Consider the following 16,446-nt stretch of genomic DNA (forward strand, 5'->3'; position numbering starts at 1 on the left):
ATAATAGGGAAGTATAGACTTTGTGATAGAGTTCGATGGAACCGACACTCATCGTACCGACTGTATCGCCATGGTATCCATTACTAAGCGTTACAAATCGAGACTTCTTCTCCAGCCCTTTATTCTGCCAATATTGATAAGCCATTTTTACAGCGATCTCGACTGACGTCGCACCACTATCTGAATAAAATACCCTTGTTAACTTTTCTGGCACTAACTTCACTAACTTCTCCGCCAGCAAGATCGAAGGAATATTTGCCGCGCCGAGCAACGTCGAATGGGCAATGGACTGCAATTGAGTTTGAATTGCTTCATCCAACTCTTTTTTACGGTGGCCGTGTACATTCAGCCACAAAGATGAATACCCGTCCAAATACGTGTTGCCATGTATATCCGTAACCGTCACGCCTTCACCGCTTGCAATGATGAGCGGGTCTTTCTCGTAATCCGACATCTGTGTAAACGGCAGCCACATGTATTGCTTACTTTTCTCCAACAGCTGATTTGCTTCCAATTTGTAACGCCTCCTCTAAAATTGTGTAATCCCATTTCTCATAGCACTTCTTTTTCTTTTCCCGATCAAGTAAGGTCTGTTGAATATCTTGCTGATAGGGAATCATCCCGATCGCAGAAACACCGCTCATTTTAGTGATCATCTGAATGTTGTCTGCGATTATTTCTGGTTCATCCTGCGCCAAATCATTGAATAGAAGTCCTGCAATTTGAATCCCCCTATTTTTCATCGCTTCGATCGAAAGCAGCGTATGGTTGATTGTCCCGACACCCGCGCGTGCCACTAATACAACGGGTGCTTTCAATTCTTCCATCCAGTCGATCATGCAATAACCTTCCGAAGTGAGCGGCACAAAGAGTCCTCCTGCACCTTCCACCATGACCCCTTGATGATTTCTGGTTAATTTATTCACGGATAGAGTCAATTTGTTTGTATCGATCTGTACATGGTCCAACTTGGCTGCCAAATGGGGTGAGCAAGGAGTGGTGAATAAAAATTCCGCAACAGGCTGTTTTATGCCCAATGAAAGTTCATACGTCATAATATCCGGTGCCGATAAGCTGCCGTTATGTAGGACTGCACCTGTTTGTACAGGTTTGAAAGGAATGAAATTCAGACCATTATCAGCTAAAAATTCACTGATTAATACTGTCGCAACGGTTTTTCCTGCATCGGTATCTGTGCCGGTAATAAATAATACAGACATAATTTAGCTCCTTTTTAAAAATATATGTTAACTAAATATAAAATTATGTTAACATATAATTTCAGTGACAACAATATAAAAATGGGAGATGGGAAAATGAAAGCAAGAGAAATTGTAGTCTGCGCATTATTTGCTGCGCTAATGGGGGTTGGAGCGAACATTGCTCCGTTGTTGACAATCGGGGGAGTACCAGTCACTCTTCAGTTATTATTTGCGATATTGGCAGGGGGATTACTCGGCAGTAGATTAGGGGCTCTGTCGATGTTTGCCTATTTATTTATTGGACTAGCTGGTGCTCCGATATTCGCTCAATTTAAAGGGGGACTCGGCAGTTTTATCAGTCCGACGTTCGGCTACATTATTTCTTTCATCTTCGTAGCGTATATCGTAGGGAAGTTTTTTGAGCACAAGCAGAAATGGTTCAGTTATGTAGGGGCAGGTTTTCTCGCAATAGCCGTCAATTATCTTATTGGCACAAATTATATGTATTTTGCTTATATGTACTGGGTGGAAGCACCAGCAGGCTTTAGTTACCTGATTGCTTGGTCATGGATGGTTGCTTATTTACCGCTGGATATCGGAGTTACCATTCTGTCGCTTGTTTTGATTCCGAGACTTCAGAAAGCAATTAAGTTTCAGCCGCTTCATAAGCACTTGACGTAAAAAAGTACCTGTACGGGAAACAATCGTGAATGTGTAAACACACGATTGTCTTCTGCACAGGTATATTTTAATTCTCACTATCAAAGCACCTTCAGCCAACATACTAATATGGGTATGCCGCAGCAGTACGTGTATATTCCTTTAGTTAGACTTGCTTTTTCTCCTATGCGTCTCACGACTTGACGTAGCAAATCGACAGTAGGAAGGTGGCCGTCTTTTGTCGAAATCAAAAAATCACTTTCTGTACACTCGCGTTGTTTTTTTATGTTCAATCAGCCTTTGCAACATGTCTATGAATTTCCGATCGACATCCACCTCGCGAACACTAGTGACTGTTTAAGGGGGCATAATATCATAGCTCTCTATTTATCGTGTTTCTCCATAGAGTGTTTTCGTTATACTGATTTGTGAAGTTTTAAAACACACATCAGTTTCACGGAGAGCAATTGCTTCACCGGAACGCATGCCAGTAAATGCAATTAGATAGATCAGCACAATTTAGACGAAATTTCCGTAACGGTCCACTTCGATTAAAAATACCTTCAATTCACGAATCTCCAAATACATCTCGCTACTACTTCACTTTCAATTTCTTTAACAGTCTGCTTTTTTCGAAGAATGAATGCGCTGTTGATGATAATGCGTATTTTATTCAGCATTATTACACGCATCAAGGCAGTGAGGTAAGAGGGAGCAGACTATGCGAACCCCTACAACGGCCAATCGATTTGGTTTGATAGCTGCATTTCTCACTAAATACTACGGATCTGGAATTGGACAGACATTGGATATGCCGCTCCATACAATTCCGACAAAGGACAGATTCGGTCTAGTGACGGTCCATGGCAAAGAATATCGCATTGCAGATATCGGAATGCGTATGTTGCAGCCGAGAGAACTATTTAATGCACAGGGTTTTCCGGCAGAGTACATCATTGATTAAGACGATATGGGTAACAGATATCCGAAATCTGCACAGGTTGCTAGATGTGGGAATTCGATTCCACCACCTTTTGCAGAACACTTGGTGAGAGCAATTCTTCCTGAACTGTGTGCTGCAGAAAGTAAGTATCGCTGATTGGTTGCAATTTGAGCAAATAAAAAAGACAGAGATCTCTCCCCGTCGTAGCTGACAATATTGTAACACATGGGAGGGGTCCTGGTGAATATGGAAAATTTGTCGATAAATGACCAAGGAATGCTAAATATTGATATAATGGAACTACCGATCAACTGTGTTGTGGTAATTTCGGAGGGTAAGGCGAAAGTGAGGGAATTACCAGAGCATGGTGAATATAAGATTTTGACGCATCAGGGGAAAGTCAGACGGATGCGGAGGGAAGAAGGGGAAGAGTTTTGAAGGCTATAAACGATCTTAAGTATATTCTTAGACATACAGATAGGTTATCCAATGATGTAATTGAAGAAGTTTTTGCAACCGAACAGAAAGTTCTTGAATTCGAGGACAAAGCAATTATCTGTTTGTTCGAAGATATGCTGGGAAAGATTAATTCTTTACTAATATTAATTGAGAATAATCATTACTTTTCATTACAATCTATTACACGAAGTATATTTGAAAATTTCATTTACCTAAGTTACATCTTAAAAGAAGACACCAGAATTAGAGGGAGATCTTTTGCTTTATCTGCAAGGACAGATGAAAACAAGTTGTATAGCCTATTAACCGAAAGAGGAAAAGTCGGTCGAAAAGTTAGAAGTTTTATAGGGATGAATGAAAGTGATATTGCGGCCACTTTTGATGAAAGTAAAATAAATTTTGATATCCGTCTGTCTGTTTTTTCTGATGTATTGATGTTAAGAAAGGAGAAAAGCAAATGGTATGATTTAAATCAAAATAAATCTATCACGAATATTGAACAATTGTGTAACGAATTAAACCTTGAAGGAGAATATAACTTGGTATACAGGATGTTTTCGCGCGAGGTGCACTCAAGTGATGTAATGAGCCTTTTTGATATTCAAGAAATTGAGGATTTAAATCTCAAAGAGGAAAAAAATGATGGTTCAGCTCCTGCTTATGTCCATATAAAAAAACAAAAAATTGAAGATTCATTGTTGCCTGTTTTAGTGAGTACACGCTCCCTTGTTGAAGCCACTAAGACTATATACAGTTACTACGAATTAAATAGTAAGAAGGTATTATTTGAAACTAACGTAAGACTTAAATATCGAATGAAATAGTTTTGTTTCCCCCTGGCCAACCAGATGACAACATTTGATTGCGGCATTGTGCTGCGTCATTTATTGTTTTCGTAGTGAAAAGGCAAGGGTTCACAAAGAGAAGGGAACGAATGTTTTTGACACTGAAACCAAGACATAGATATTGGGGAGCGAATGAAAGTGTTAGAGTGGTTTTTTCTAGAGAACAGAATGAAAAATATCGTTACTTACTGGAATGTAATTGGGATAATGAACAAGATAAAGTTACTTTCTTATTGCTAAATCCAAGCATAGCTGATTATGAGATTTGTGATCCGACATTAAATAGATGTGTAGAGTTTTCAAAGTCTTGGGGATACGGCGGAATGAAAATTGTTAATTTATTTGCTCATATCTCTACTGATCCAGATAAATTGTTAAATCACGTTGAACCAGTGGAGAAGAAAATGACAGATATATATTAGAAGCAGTAAAGAATTCTAGTAAGGTTATTCTAGCTTGGGGCGAGAAACACGGTTCCATAAGGAACCGAGATACTGAGATTAAAGAAATGATGAGAAGTTATGACCTTTATTGTATTAAAAAAACTAAGAACAAGATTCATCCAAGACATCCACTTTATTTAAAATCTGATTTACAGCCTATCCTATTTTAAATTAAATAGATTTAGTCTCCCCAGCCAACTGGAGGACAACATTTGATTGCAGCATTGCGCTGCGTCATTTGTTGTCTTTTTTTGTAGTGAATAACTGTGATGGTAAATTATAGAGTGATATAATAGATCTAGATACTAACTATGTTGTGGTAATTTAGGATGGGGTTGCGAAGTTGTGGGAATTACCAGAGCACGGTGAATACAAGATTGTGACGCACCAGGGGGAAAGTTCGTAGGATGCGAAGGGAAGAGGGGGAAGAGTTTTAGTGAGTTTATCGTATTTAAGGCAAATGAAAGAGCGTAGAAGGAATAAAATAACACTTTCAGATAATGATGAAAATACCATTATTAACTATAACGTTTTGAAAAAAGAGGATTACTCTATTCAGGAGAAAATAAAAAATAGAAATAGTTGGTTGTTGGTATTTGTCGGAGTGATGTTCACTGTATTAATCTTTGCCGTGGTATTTTATAGGTTTATCATTAACAATGAGAGTACCAATATCGATACAGCTACTATATTAACCACTTTATTGGCGTTTTTCTCAATATACTTAGCTGCGACTTTTTATTTTAAAGCTACTGAACAAAGTAACCAGTTTTATGACAGGTCGTTTAGTCATACTCGTGATATAGCGAAAACATTATCAGCGATGGAAGGGAAATTTGGTGAAGCGTTAAGAAATATAGAAAATTATAGTGACAGGATTAATAAGCGATTTGATAATTTACCTTTAGCAACTGCAGGGACACAAAATGATATTTTGAAAAAGGTAGATGAAAATATGAACGAACTGATACAAAAAATGAAAGCTGGAGAAGTGTCAAGAGAAGAACTACAAAGATATGAGAAGATATTTTCAGATTTGCAACGTGAGAATGAGTCTTTAAAGAAAAAAATTCACACCCGAAAACTTATGAAAGCTTCAAGCGTTAATTATCTACTCGCAACTATATGGACCTTAGATTTGGTTAATAATGGGGAGATAGATTACTCAGTTTTAACAAAAACTATTCAAGAAGATCTTGCGGAAGGAAACATTTCAAAGACGATATTGGATAACCTTTTCGAGACGGAGATGATAGATGAATTTGGAAACATAACAGACACGGGGAAAAACATTTTGCGGAACAGAGTTAATTTAAAATAAGTCCTCCTGGCCAACCAGAGAATAACATTTGATTGCAGCATTCCGCTGCGTCATTTGTTGTCCCAAATGGAACATGGGTAATATCGAATTGTGACGCATCCTTCAATGCGGAGGAAAGAGGGCGAGGAATTCTGATCGAGTTATTTTTATGTGTTCTTATAATTTACTCAATGTTAATGTTTCTTTCATTTAGTAATACTAATGTCTCTAAAGTTATTTGGATGCCTTTTCTTATTATGTTTTTTCTTATGATTAATATTTATTCCGGAAACAGAAAGGTGTACGCAAGAAGAAAAGGAGGAGGCATTTTGAAGGTTTTTCTTAAAAAAAATAAGTTTGTTGTATTATTTGGTATAGCTATTTTTTTGCTAATTCCCTTGGCAATCAACTTTATTGTTATTTTTAGTCAAAACATTATACCAGTTGTTGTCGATAATGATTGGATTGGATTTTTTGGAAGTTATTCTGGATCATTTATCGGAGGGATAATAGGTGCCCTCATAGCTATATATGTTTCTAAAGTCCAGGTGAATCAACAAAAAGTTAATTTTGAAAGAGATTTGAAGTTCAGAATAGAGCAACAGGAAGAGAACTTTAATAATCAATTAATTTTCTGGAAGCAACAACAACATGAAGAAGCTACTAGGGTTGAGAGAGAAAACTATAAGAATCAAATTTACTTTTTACGTCGATTTGAATTTGAAGTTATTAAAATTAGAAACACTCTGAAAAAGCTCAAAGAGCAAGCAATTGATTATGTGTTTATTACTGACGGCACTAGATATGATGCTGTTTCTAAGGAACAAAAAACTAACCCATTGATTTGGAATCGCATAGATAAGCTAATGGATGATGAGATAAAACTACGATTACAATTGTTACAAGAAGAATATGATAAACTTATTGATATAATTGGAAAATCTATATGGAGTACAAAAGATGAGATTGATTTAATAAAAATCGAAGTTAAAAAATTAAATAACAAGAAAAAGAGAAGTGAAACAGATGAGATTCATCTGAAAATACACAATATAAAAATAGAGGAATTAGTAGCTGAACAAAAGTATGTGATTTCAGAAAAAATATATTACTGGGATACAGTTTATAAAGGAAAGTATATTGAACAGGCGGAAATATCACGAAAAGTTGTAAGAGAAGAAATTATTAAAAGTTGCAAACTGAACGAAATGGAAGTGCCGGAAGATCCTAATCAATAGAATAAGTCCCCCTGGCCATCCAGAGGACAACATTTGATTGCAGCATTACGCTGAGTCATTTGTTGTCCTCTTTTTTTATTTCAGAAAAGGAAGTGAGGATATGAGGACATTGCAAGAGACGGGCAAAAGTTGGAGCTTTTAGACAGAAATAAGGGGGAATCATCATGCGGGATTGGGCAAACGACATGATTGAAGAATACACAATGGGGCAACTGGAACTGGAAAATCGAGCGAAGGCATTGGATAGAAATAGCCGTTCGAATATGGATGATTTAACGCAGATTAACAGTATGATGGAAAGTATGGCCTTCTCTATCGACTGGATGGCAACCGGACGGCAACCAGGAACATATCGAGGGGCTGAAAAGCGTGCGGTCTATCAAATACAATATATCGATAGCATGGAGACGATTCCAGATATTGCAGAGCAGCTGGAAGAGGACCACAAACATCTGTTTATCAGCAAGGAAGCAAGGTTGATACTAGCGGACATCTTCGCATCTATGTCACATCGCGAAAGACAGTGTTATGTACTTCATGAAAGACAAGGGATGAGCATGGGAAGAATTGCTGATGAGGCTGGGTTGAAGAAGAGAACTGTTCAACAGTACATTGAACGGGCAAGGCAAAAAGTAAGTGAAAGAGTCGAGAAAAATGTTTCATGACGTACGGAAGACGTACAAAGTCTATGTTAGTGAGGGGAACCATTAAAGGAGGGCTGCTTTCGAGCGATTGAACGACTACCTACAGCCCCATACATAACGAGTGATTGTCTTAGTTCGTTCCTCCTGATATTATCATTAGGGGAGGTGAAGTGATTTTGATGAATCTATTAAAAAAACATAGGTTTACAGCAACTGTTATTATAATTGGCATACTATTAATTTCTGTTATACCGGTATGTGTGAATTTATTAGCAACTAATGATATTTTTAAAGGATCCTCTGGCGATTTTAATTCTTGGCTAGGATTTTGGGGATCGTTTTTTGGTGGCATCATCTCGGGAATCTTAACTTTGGGCGGAGTGTATATTGGTATTAACCATGAAAGGAAATATTCCTTATATTTAAGATATATTTCACACAAAAGGCAGTTGGATAAGTTTGTGGAGTGGGTAGAAAAATTAGAGAATATGGCTCTATTCACCGAGAAAGCCGATATAAAGTTTTTAAATACTTTTAAGAAAATCGAAAGTGAAGGAGAAGATTTAATCAATTCAATATCTGGATTAGATATAAGCATTTATCAAGAGGGCAGAAATTTAATCTATGAATATGGTTGGTTGATTCTTAACTTCGAGCAAGCTAATGGAACAGACGAATATAACAAAAAATTTGCAACCAAAAAAATACCTGAAAACATAAAAGATGTAAAGAAGATTGTACAGAAAATAAATATGCGAGTTAAAACTTTGGAAAAAGACTATAAATATTACTAATTCATTATTGCATTCCATCTGGGATGCTTTTTATATGCCTAAAAATAAGAGTAGCAAAGATGGGGGTGGTGATGTGTAGTGAAACAGAATGCAAGGCAGGAAGTGTTCTGCAAGGAATTTCTCATTGATCTGATCGCTACACAAGCTATTAGAGCGGGTTACAGTGAGAGGACGGCACGATCACAAGGGCAGAGATTGTTGACCAATGTTGACATTCTCGCGCGTGTAAAGGAACTGAAGTCTAAACGAGTAGATGAATTGGAACTGGATGCCTACTGGGTCCTTAAACGTTTGAAAGATATATCGGACAGATCCATGCAAGCTGTTCCAGTTATGGAGTATGACCAAGCTGAACAATGCTTAGTGGAAACAGGAGAATATGAATTTGACAGTACAGGAGCTAACAAGGTAACTGAATTGATTGGAAAACATATTGGTATGTTTGATCCTAAATTAAATAGACAGTTAAACATGACTGAAGTGCAGATTGCTAAAGTAAAAGCTGAAACTGAGTTCATCGAAGAACGAACTAAACTAATTAGAGGAACTACGAAAGACACTGGTTTACTGGATGCATTCTTAGAGGGGCGGAAGCTTTATGAGCAAAACAAAGATTAAGTTTTCTTCTAAACAGCAAGAAACAATCTATCATCCATATGACCATACGTTTGATGTCTTCGAAGGCACGCCCCGTTCAGGTAAGACGACAGCGGGTCACTTCCGTTATGCTGATTACCTAACGTGGAGCAGAGACACAAACCATCTGATTGTCGCTTACAACCAGGAGCAAGCCTTTCGCCTATTTATAGATGGTGACGGCACTGGCCTTATGCATATTTTCGGTAACTTATGTGAAATAAAACATGATGAACACGGATCGCACCTAGAAGTGCATACGCCGAACAGAATTAAAAAGGTGTATTACAAAGGTGGGGGAAATCGAACAGTGTCGGCGCTATCACAGGGATGTCCTTGGGTAGTGTAGTTTTTTGTGAGATTAACCTTCTGCATATGTCCATGATTCAGGAATGTTTTAGACGTACGTTTGCCGCTCAGGATCGGTATCATTTGGTTGAGTTGAACCCACCGGCTCCATTCCATCCAGTAATCAAAGAAGTGTTCGAAGTGCAGAATACAAACTGGCTGCATTGGACCATTCAAGACAATCCAATTATCACAGACGAAAGTAAGAGATACACGAGATTCTAAAGAAGAATCCGTATTTGTTGCGACGTGACTGGTTTGGAGAACGAGTTATGCCGCAAGGGGTGATCTATTCCGTGTTTGATTTGAATGTGAATAGTCTTCCGGCGATTCGTGGTAAGAGGTATGAAATATACTTTGTGGCGGATGGTGGGCAGTCAGATGCTACGTCATGCAGCTGCAACATGGTTGTCAGGTTTGAAGGCAAGTTCCGTCTGTTACGGCGAACTATTATTATAGCGGCTCTGATACCGGACAGACCAAGGCTATGTCTATTTATACTAAGGAAATCAATAAATTCATGAAGTGGTCCGTTGAAAAGTTTGAAATGCGTTATACAGAAGTATTTGTCCACCCGGCGTGTAAGTCATTGCGTGAAGAAATGCATCTGCTAGGAATTCAAATAAGCAGAGCTGATAACAATGATCAAACAATCAACGGACCGAAGCAACGGCGCATGGCGACATTGAACATGCCGAAAGTACTTACTCAAGAAATGGCAACACTAATTTTTAATGAACGTTGTGAAATTAACATTGACGATGATGAATTAGCAGATAACATTGAAGGGATTTTTAAAGATAATAAATTTAATAAACACTTTCAGGACTATCTCGAATACCAATTTACGTTGGGCGGCATGGTTGTAAATCCGGATTTTCAAGATTTATAAAAAGGAATAAAAACCCATTTTAGAAAGTTGAGTCTTTTTCAGTATCGTTGAGATATTAACGTGCATCAGGGAATACTCGCTTCATAGCTTCCGAAAACTCATCAAAGAATCCTTCCACTGGCTCTCCTGCGCTAACTTTTTCCCTATAACCGGTCATTCTTTCTACGAAATCTGGATTAAGGGAAACGTAGACATTTTCAATAGCAGAATTAGAAGATCGGACTTTCTCAGCAACTTTATTCTCCAGCTCTTTTGTCGCTTCTTTCACTGCCGTATCCTTTAGGACAACAGCAACATAAGCGTTATGATCAGTAACCAGTACAGTGGCACTATCGACCTCTGTCAGTTCAGTGATTTTTTCTGCAGCTTCATCAGCAGTCTCTACCTTGGTCACATTCGTACTAGGGGTAGGAGCATTTTCGTTGACGGTACCATTTGATGTTTCATTCGTAGTAGTATTTTCGTCAACGGGAGTTGTGTTATCCTTTTTTGTTCCACAACCCATCACGACCAGTGCAAGCAAAAGAACAATCATTAAAAAACTTGTTTTTTTCATTTACTTTCCTCCTTATGCGTATTCACTTCTAGTGTGCCCATAAAGAAGGGTTTTCATGTGTCCAAAAATAAAAAAACCATGATCATTCAATAGTAGGTAAAGACAAAAACTGATATCTAATAAAAAATCACCAAGAAATAGTAATAACGTGAAAGTACACGAAATATGGGTTACCATATAGTTAGATGCTATAAGCATATGAAGAAGAATGAAAGGTGGAGAAATTATGAACGCATACGATGAATACATGCGCGGGATTGTTACCCCGATGCGCGAAGAATTGACAACTGCAGGATTTACTGAACTAACGACAGCTGAGGCAGTAGAAGATACATTAAAAGACTTAGAAGGTTCAGCAATTATTGTGATCAACTCGGTTTGCGGCTGTGCAGCTGGTTTGGCACGCCCCGCAGTACGTGAGGCAGTGGAGCAAGTGAAGCCGGATCATTTATTGACAGTGTTTGCAGGACAGGATAAGGAAGCGACAGAAGCAATGCGTGCGCACTTCCCTGAAATTCCGCCAAGCTCTCCATCGATTGCAATTTGGAACCAGGGCAAACTTGCCTATTTCGTTCCCCGTGAACAAATCGAGAACTTTGAGAAAGAACAAATCAAAGATCACCTCGTCGATGTACTGACGAATGTTGTCGGTCAGTGAGCCTGATCATTACAACGGCAGGACGCCCTGATGAACAGTCAGCTGCATTCATAGAACAAGCAGCAGTTCGTTTGCAGGCTCCTGTCGTTGAACGAAAAAAGCGGTCCATTTCCAAAATGCAGGACATCTATCAATCTGATGTACTCGTAGCGGGGAAGGACCGCTATTCGTTTTATAAGAGAGGCAGCGATGAACCATTTTTCTTTCATCCGAATTCTGCTACATATCGTTTAAGACGTCTGCAAAAAGGCGAACAGGATCCTTTACTAGAAGCAACAGGTTTAAAAGCTGGCGATTCTTTCCTGGACTGCACGCTCGGCCTTGGTTCTGACGCAATTATTGCCGCCAGCAGAGTCGGCATGGAAGGCAGTGTCATAGGAGTGGAGGCTGATCCTGTTATCTCTTTTTTAACCGATATTGGACTGCGTAGCTTTCCTATTGAGTTCCCATTGTTGCAGGAAGCGATGGGAAGGGTACAAGTTATTCATTCTGATGCTATTCAGTTTCTGGAAAGTTGTCCGGATCAATCCTATGATGTTGTATTTTTGGATCCGATGTTTACAACGCCCATTGAAGAATCCTCAAACTTTGAAAGTTTACGTGACATCGGTGTAGCGGACTCCTTAACGGAAGAGTGGGTGACAGAAGCGCTGCGGGTGTGCAGGCGGCGGGTAGTATTGAAAGATCATTTCCAGTCACCGATGTTCGAACGTTTTGGCTTTAGACAGCAGATTCGCCTGAATACGAAGGTGCATTATGGTGTGTTGGAGAAATGATCATTGATTGATGACCAGTTTACTATTCATACTGCTTCATATAACTTTTACAAAGAACATTGTATGTCCCTTCATTTAGCTATGTAGGATTGTAACGGAAGCCGAGGATCAGCGTGAGTCTGAGACCCTGGACTGAACGCAGTGAAGGAAGCGTCCCAGGCTGAAGTGAAAATCCTTTACTGCATATAAATCCACACAAAAAAGACTATGCCTGCTGATTTACTCAGTGAGCATAGTCTTTTTGCAATGGTTTTCATCCGGCTTCGAGCGCCAGGCTTCGGGACGTTTCAGTCTAAAAAACAAAGGCAAAAAGCGCCTTTATTTTAAGCCCTCCAACGCCTGTCGAGGCTAAACGGCGTCTTACGCTTTTGATTAATTAATGAGTGAAATTAAGGGAGCTCAGGTATAGAGTCAATACTAGCATTCCGATTCCAAGCAGCATGTTAACGTCCATTGTTGCGACCTCCTTTTATCCAGCGATTCGGTTGGTTGAATTCCGCTTAACTTGCAATCAGCGAACTTTTTGTGAAAAGAATGATACAAGTTTGACTTTATTGTACAATGAATTAGAGAAAGAAGAAACCTTTTGTCGTTCTTTTCGTATGACTTAGTAAGATGTATGACGAAATTTTGAAGGGAGTGGAGAATATGAAGCAATGGCTGCAGCGGTTTATGATTGCCTCTGTCGCAGTATTGACGCTTGGCGCAATCACGCCGAGCCATGAAATCTGGCTGAACTTTCAAGATAAAGACGAACCGAATGAAACCGATTCCACGGCACAGGAAAGGCATTATTCACTTGATTTAGGTGACTCACCTAAGGATTTGCTGACACCACATGCTTATCCGACGCTTTCGGAAGAAGATTTGCTGCTGGACACGGCACGTTCGCTGTCTTACGAAAAGTTTGGTGAGCGAATCGGTCCCGTGATCCAGAATGAATTTGATACGGAAATTTTCCCGCGAATCGAAGCAGTCATCCAGACGACCTTACATAATGCATCAGAACGCCGGCTCGCGATTACTGAACAGCCTTCAGGAGATTATGCCGAAAAAATCTTCCATGTCTATGACAAAACAGCAGAACAAGATGTTATCCGTTTCCATGTGCGAACAGAGAAGCGTCCGATAGACGGCTATTTTTACAATTTCCATTACCACACTGCTAAAGACGGATTTAGCGCGCATCATACACTGGGTGATATTTACTGGTCCAAAAACACACCACCAAAATGGTTATCTTAAAACTGTTGAAACACTCGTTGTCAAAACGAGTGTTTTTTCGTGTTTAAATGCTCGATATCAACGTCTTCCAAATTTAAGCAAAGCTTATTTATCAAGTAGAATATTTCTGGCAGGCAAGCCGAATAACAGTGAATCAGCATCGCAATTAGCGGTACTTTCATTTCAAAAAAGGATTTTCATGGTAAATATGATATAGTAGCAGTAGAATATTATCTATTCAGTTTTCAACGAACAACGAAAATTTTATACTAAATTCAAAGGGAGTTTTTTATTGAAACAAGCTCTACTAGTCATTGATGCACAACAAGAATTAATCGACGGTAATGAAAAAGAGAAAAGTGTCTTTAATAAAGATAATCTGTTGGATAATATTAATTCAGTGTTGAAAAAGGCATTAGACGCAAATAGTTTTGTTGTTTTCATGAGAGATAAAGATGTTGCAGAAGGCCAGGGTAAAGGATTCGAGATTCATCCCGATATTGATATACCTAAAGAAGCAAAGATATTTGATAAAGAGGCTACAAATTCGTTTTACGGCACTCCATTATTGGACTTTTTACAAGATAACATGGTTGAACACTTGGTTGTTACGGGTTGCAAGACAGAGCATTGTATTGATACAGCAGTTAGAACTGCAACAGTAAATGGGTTTGACGTGACCTTAGTTGGAGATGGTCACTCCACAACAGATTCCCACTCTATAACCGCCGAGCAAATTATTAACCATCATAATGAAGTCCTCCATGGACATTACAATGTTGATAATTTTTCGGTGGTTAGAAATGTGAGTGAAAATTTATTTATACCTAATCACGATGATTACCGATAAATTTTAATGAAATCATCTTTCTCAATTGCGGTAATTAATGCATAACGGCTATGAGGTAATTTATTGAAGTGGAATAACTAGATTTAAAATAATTCATAGAGTAGGGAGGGAAAGATTATGAAAAAAATAGACGTATTAGAGTTTAATGGAGGGTATTATAATATTGGTTTTGCACAAGGACGGATGCTAACCAACTCAAAGCATTATCACAATATGCTTTCGGGTATTAAAGAAAATTTGAATTTAGAACAAAATACGAACGAGATCAAAAGTACGTTAAATTATTTTTGTCCGAAGCTGTTAGATCAATTAAATGGTCTTCGAGAAGGTATGAATTATTCGGAGGACGAAGTTTTAAGGTTGTTTGGTGGTTATGACATGCCAATTTTAGAAATGGGTTGTACAAGTTTTATCACTAGCGATTATTACGTACGTAATTATGATTTCAGTCCGTTAATCTACGACGGAAGCTTCGTCATTCAAAGACATAATAAAGACAATTGGACTTGTGGAAATGCGGAGCTTATGGTTGGTATGTTAGACGGGATGAACCATAATGGCTTAACTTGCGGGTTGCATTTTGTTAACAATGATCTACACAAGAAAGGATTTATCGGGAGTACAATAGTGAGAATTGTATTAGAAATGTGCAAAAACGTGGAAGAAGCGATTGATTTATTGAAAGAATTACCGCATGCAGCTAGCTACAATTATTCATTAGTTGACCGTAATGGTAATTTTGCTGTTTTTGAAGCATCTCCAGACAAGACGAACGTTCACCGTGAAAAAGAATCACTTTCTTGTGTGAATATGTTTCATACTGACAAGATGAAATGCTATAACCAAGCAAACGTTGACTCTTCATTGGATAGGGTGAAAGCATTATCTCATATGTCCAAGTCTCAAAGACCTGTTAGAGAGGTTCATAAATGGTTTAGTGATCAAACATCTCCTGTCTTTTATACGGATTATGAAAATTTCTTTGGCACTTTACATACAGTTTCTTACGTCCCCAAGTTCAATAAGATAATTTTAACGGCTCCTGGAAACGAGCCGCAGGAATTTATATTGTAAACTTCTGGCTTGTTTGTGTATTGAAACTCCTGTAGGAATAGACTCATTATCACAATCGAGTGCTTTAACGGCAGAAAGTTAGTGTCTTAAACGTGCCAAATTGATTAACAGCATATAAATAAAATAAAAATAGGAGGTGATGGTATTGGCTTCAATTGAGGATTTTTTAAGATTGGATATTCGTGTGGGCACTGTGTTGAAAGCAGAACCATTCCCAGAAGCAAAAAAGCCTGCAATGAAGTTGGAAATTGATTTTGGTGAACTAGGCATTAAACATTCTTCAGCCCAAATTACGCAGAGATATGAGACCGAACAGCTGGTAGGAAATCAAGTAGTAGCCATAGTCAACTTTCCACCGAGACGTATCGCAGGATTTAAGTCCGAAGTCTTGGTAATCGGTGGAGTTCTAGGTGAAGATGACGTGGTACTTTTACAACCTGAACAACCCGTTAAGAACGGTACGCCTGTTGCCTAAGGTTTTCTGCAAAAATGGGATCATAATAGACATGGTCAACGTAACAGGACATGATTGTGGAATAATTTACAGGGCTCTTCTAAAAGTCGATAATTATTCGATTTTTAGAAGAGCCCTATTTACGGTCATTTAGTTGCAGTTACGGAACCATTTACTACCTCGTTCCGTCTTGATTAATAAGAGATTTCAATGTGAATGGAGATATCATTATGTGGGTAATATTCGGTCTCATGGCAATAATAGCAACTTGTATAAATCTTTATATGTATGGAAGAGGTAAAGATTATAAATTGGCAATGGCGATGGGATTATCATTTACAGCACTAACGATTGTTGCAGATTACAGTATGGTGTCCGATTGGGTAGAGGTGAAAGATTGGGCTGCATTATTAGATGTAGTACCTACGATGGAAACAGCCTTATGGGTTT

Annotated in this window: 19 protein-coding genes and 3 pseudogenes; 19 read left to right on the plus strand and 3 right to left on the minus strand. The window is 38.5% G+C overall.

Annotation, left to right across the window (positions count from 1 at the left end):
* The coding region (locus Q1J64_RS07140; protein WP_301108406.1) for an aminotransferase class III-fold pyridoxal phosphate-dependent enzyme at positions 1-475 on the minus strand (475 nt) is incomplete at its 3' end.
* A gap of 7 nt (positions 476-482) precedes the next feature.
* A complete protein-coding gene (bioD, locus tag Q1J64_RS07145) occupies positions 483-1,220 on the minus strand; it encodes a dethiobiotin synthase (protein ID WP_301108390.1) in 738 nt (245 codons plus the stop codon).
* A gap of 96 nt (positions 1,221-1,316) precedes the next feature.
* Between bioD and Q1J64_RS07150 the strand changes: the two genes are divergently transcribed.
* The 12 genes and pseudogenes from Q1J64_RS07150 (at position 1,317) to Q1J64_RS07205 (ending at position 10,404) form a co-directional block, all read left to right on the plus strand.
* A complete protein-coding gene (locus Q1J64_RS07150; protein ID WP_301108391.1) occupies positions 1,317-1,883 on the plus strand; it encodes a biotin transporter BioY in 567 nt (188 codons plus the stop codon).
* Positions 1,884-2,613: 730 nt separating this feature from the next.
* Positions 2,614-2,961 (plus strand): annotated as a pseudogene (locus Q1J64_RS07155) (DNA cytosine methyltransferase); the annotation flags it as partial.
* Between the two features lie 90 nt (positions 2,962-3,051).
* On the plus strand, positions 3,052-3,243 hold the full coding sequence (locus tag Q1J64_RS07160) for an XtrA/YqaO family protein (RefSeq protein ID WP_301108407.1): 192 nt from the start codon (positions 3,052-3,054) through the stop codon (positions 3,241-3,243).
* Positions 3,240-4,088 (plus strand): DUF5677 domain-containing protein, encoded by an 849-nt coding sequence (locus tag Q1J64_RS07165; protein ID WP_301108392.1) that lies wholly within the window; start codon positions 3,240-3,242, stop codon positions 4,086-4,088. Before Q1J64_RS07160 ends, Q1J64_RS07165 begins: the two co-directional genes overlap by 4 nt.
* A 110-nt stretch (positions 4,089-4,198) precedes the next feature.
* Positions 4,199-4,722, plus strand: a pseudogene (locus tag Q1J64_RS16685) (DUF1643 domain-containing protein).
* 173 nt (positions 4,723-4,895) lie between these two features.
* Entirely contained in the window at positions 4,896-4,958 is a 63-nt protein-coding gene (locus Q1J64_RS16690) for a hypothetical protein (protein ID WP_367183496.1), read from the plus strand.
* Between the two features lie 30 nt (positions 4,959-4,988).
* A complete protein-coding gene (locus tag Q1J64_RS07180) occupies positions 4,989-5,873 on the plus strand; it encodes an EH domain-containing protein (RefSeq protein ID WP_301108394.1) in 885 nt (294 codons plus the stop codon).
* A gap of 308 nt (positions 5,874-6,181) precedes the next feature.
* The gene (locus Q1J64_RS07185; protein WP_301108395.1) at positions 6,182-7,090 is read left to right on the plus strand and encodes a PTS sugar transporter subunit IIC; all 909 of its coding nucleotides are present in this window, start codon (positions 6,182-6,184) and stop codon (positions 7,088-7,090) included.
* 164 nt (positions 7,091-7,254) lie between these two features.
* Positions 7,255-7,755, plus strand: coding sequence for a sigma factor-like helix-turn-helix DNA-binding protein (locus Q1J64_RS07190; RefSeq protein ID WP_301108396.1), 501 nt, complete (start codon positions 7,255-7,257; stop codon positions 7,753-7,755).
* A 155-nt stretch (positions 7,756-7,910) separates the two neighbouring features.
* Positions 7,911-8,528, plus strand: a complete 618-nt coding sequence (locus Q1J64_RS07195; RefSeq protein ID WP_301108397.1) for a hypothetical protein — start codon at positions 7,911-7,913, stop codon at positions 8,526-8,528.
* A 78-nt stretch (positions 8,529-8,606) separates the two neighbouring features.
* Positions 8,607-9,146, plus strand: coding sequence for a terminase small subunit (locus Q1J64_RS07200; RefSeq protein ID WP_301108398.1), 540 nt, complete (start codon positions 8,607-8,609; stop codon positions 9,144-9,146).
* A pseudogene (locus Q1J64_RS07205) lies at positions 9,127-10,404 on the plus strand (PBSX family phage terminase large subunit). The gene Q1J64_RS07200 and the pseudogene Q1J64_RS07205 overlap by 20 nt, the downstream one beginning before the upstream one ends.
* Before the next feature lie 55 nt (positions 10,405-10,459).
* Here Q1J64_RS07205 and Q1J64_RS07210 read toward each other — a convergent pair.
* The gene (locus Q1J64_RS07210; protein ID WP_301108399.1) at positions 10,460-10,960 is read right to left on the minus strand and encodes a YhcN/YlaJ family sporulation lipoprotein; all 501 of its coding nucleotides are present in this window, start codon (positions 10,958-10,960) and stop codon (positions 10,460-10,462) included.
* Positions 10,961-11,186: 226 nt separating this feature from the next.
* On the opposite strand from Q1J64_RS07210, the gene Q1J64_RS07215 reads away from it, so the two are divergent.
* The 7 genes from Q1J64_RS07215 to Q1J64_RS07245 all read left to right on the plus strand — a co-directional run.
* Positions 11,187-11,618, plus strand: coding sequence for a BrxA/BrxB family bacilliredoxin (locus Q1J64_RS07215; protein WP_301108400.1), 432 nt, complete (start codon positions 11,187-11,189; stop codon positions 11,616-11,618).
* A complete protein-coding gene (locus Q1J64_RS07220; protein WP_301108401.1) occupies positions 11,615-12,394 on the plus strand; it encodes a class I SAM-dependent methyltransferase in 780 nt (259 codons plus the stop codon). The genes Q1J64_RS07215 and Q1J64_RS07220 overlap by 4 nt, the downstream gene beginning before the upstream one ends.
* Before the next feature lie 648 nt (positions 12,395-13,042).
* Complete coding sequence (locus Q1J64_RS07225; protein WP_301108402.1) at positions 13,043-13,639, plus strand: YpjP family protein; 597 nt, start codon at positions 13,043-13,045, stop codon at positions 13,637-13,639.
* Between the two features lie 271 nt (positions 13,640-13,910).
* Entirely contained in the window at positions 13,911-14,468 is a 558-nt protein-coding gene (locus Q1J64_RS07230; RefSeq protein ID WP_301108403.1) for a cysteine hydrolase family protein, read from the plus strand.
* Between the two features lie 117 nt (positions 14,469-14,585).
* Positions 14,586-15,542, plus strand: a complete 957-nt coding sequence (locus Q1J64_RS07235) for a C45 family autoproteolytic acyltransferase/hydrolase (RefSeq protein ID WP_301108404.1) — start codon at positions 14,586-14,588, stop codon at positions 15,540-15,542.
* 145 nt (positions 15,543-15,687) lie between these two features.
* Entirely contained in the window at positions 15,688-16,017 is a 330-nt protein-coding gene (csaA, locus tag Q1J64_RS07240; RefSeq protein ID WP_301108405.1) for a chaperone CsaA, read from the plus strand.
* 209 nt (positions 16,018-16,226) lie between these two features.
* Positions 16,227-16,446, plus strand: a 220-nt coding sequence (locus Q1J64_RS07245; RefSeq protein ID WP_301108408.1) for a hypothetical protein, incomplete at its 3' end; no start/stop codon positions are given.

It is taken from the genome of Sporosarcina sp., assembly GCF_029257255.1.
Classification (GTDB): Bacteria; Bacillota; Bacilli; order Bacillales_A; family Planococcaceae; genus Sporosarcina.

Coding starts and splice junctions, on each gene's coding strand:
- bioD (WP_301108390.1), bottom strand. CDS start 1,220: ATGTCTGTATTATTTATTACCGGCACAGATACCGATGCAGGAAAAACC.
- Q1J64_RS07150 (WP_301108391.1), top strand. CDS start 1,317: ATGAAAGCAAGAGAAATTGTAGTCTGCGCATTATTTGCTGCGCTAATG.
- Q1J64_RS07160 (WP_301108407.1), top strand. CDS start 3,052: ATGGAAAATTTGTCGATAAATGACCAAGGAATGCTAAATATTGATATA.
- Q1J64_RS07190 (WP_301108396.1), top strand. CDS start 7,255: ATGCGGGATTGGGCAAACGACATGATTGAAGAATACACAATGGGGCAA.
- Q1J64_RS07210 (WP_301108399.1), bottom strand. CDS start 10,960: ATGAAAAAAACAAGTTTTTTAATGATTGTTCTTTTGCTTGCACTGGTC.
- Q1J64_RS07215 (WP_301108400.1), top strand. CDS start 11,187: ATGAACGCATACGATGAATACATGCGCGGGATTGTTACCCCGATGCGC.
- Q1J64_RS07225 (WP_301108402.1), top strand. CDS start 13,043: ATGAAGCAATGGCTGCAGCGGTTTATGATTGCCTCTGTCGCAGTATTG.
- Q1J64_RS07235 (WP_301108404.1), top strand. CDS start 14,586: ATGAAAAAAATAGACGTATTAGAGTTTAATGGAGGGTATTATAATATT.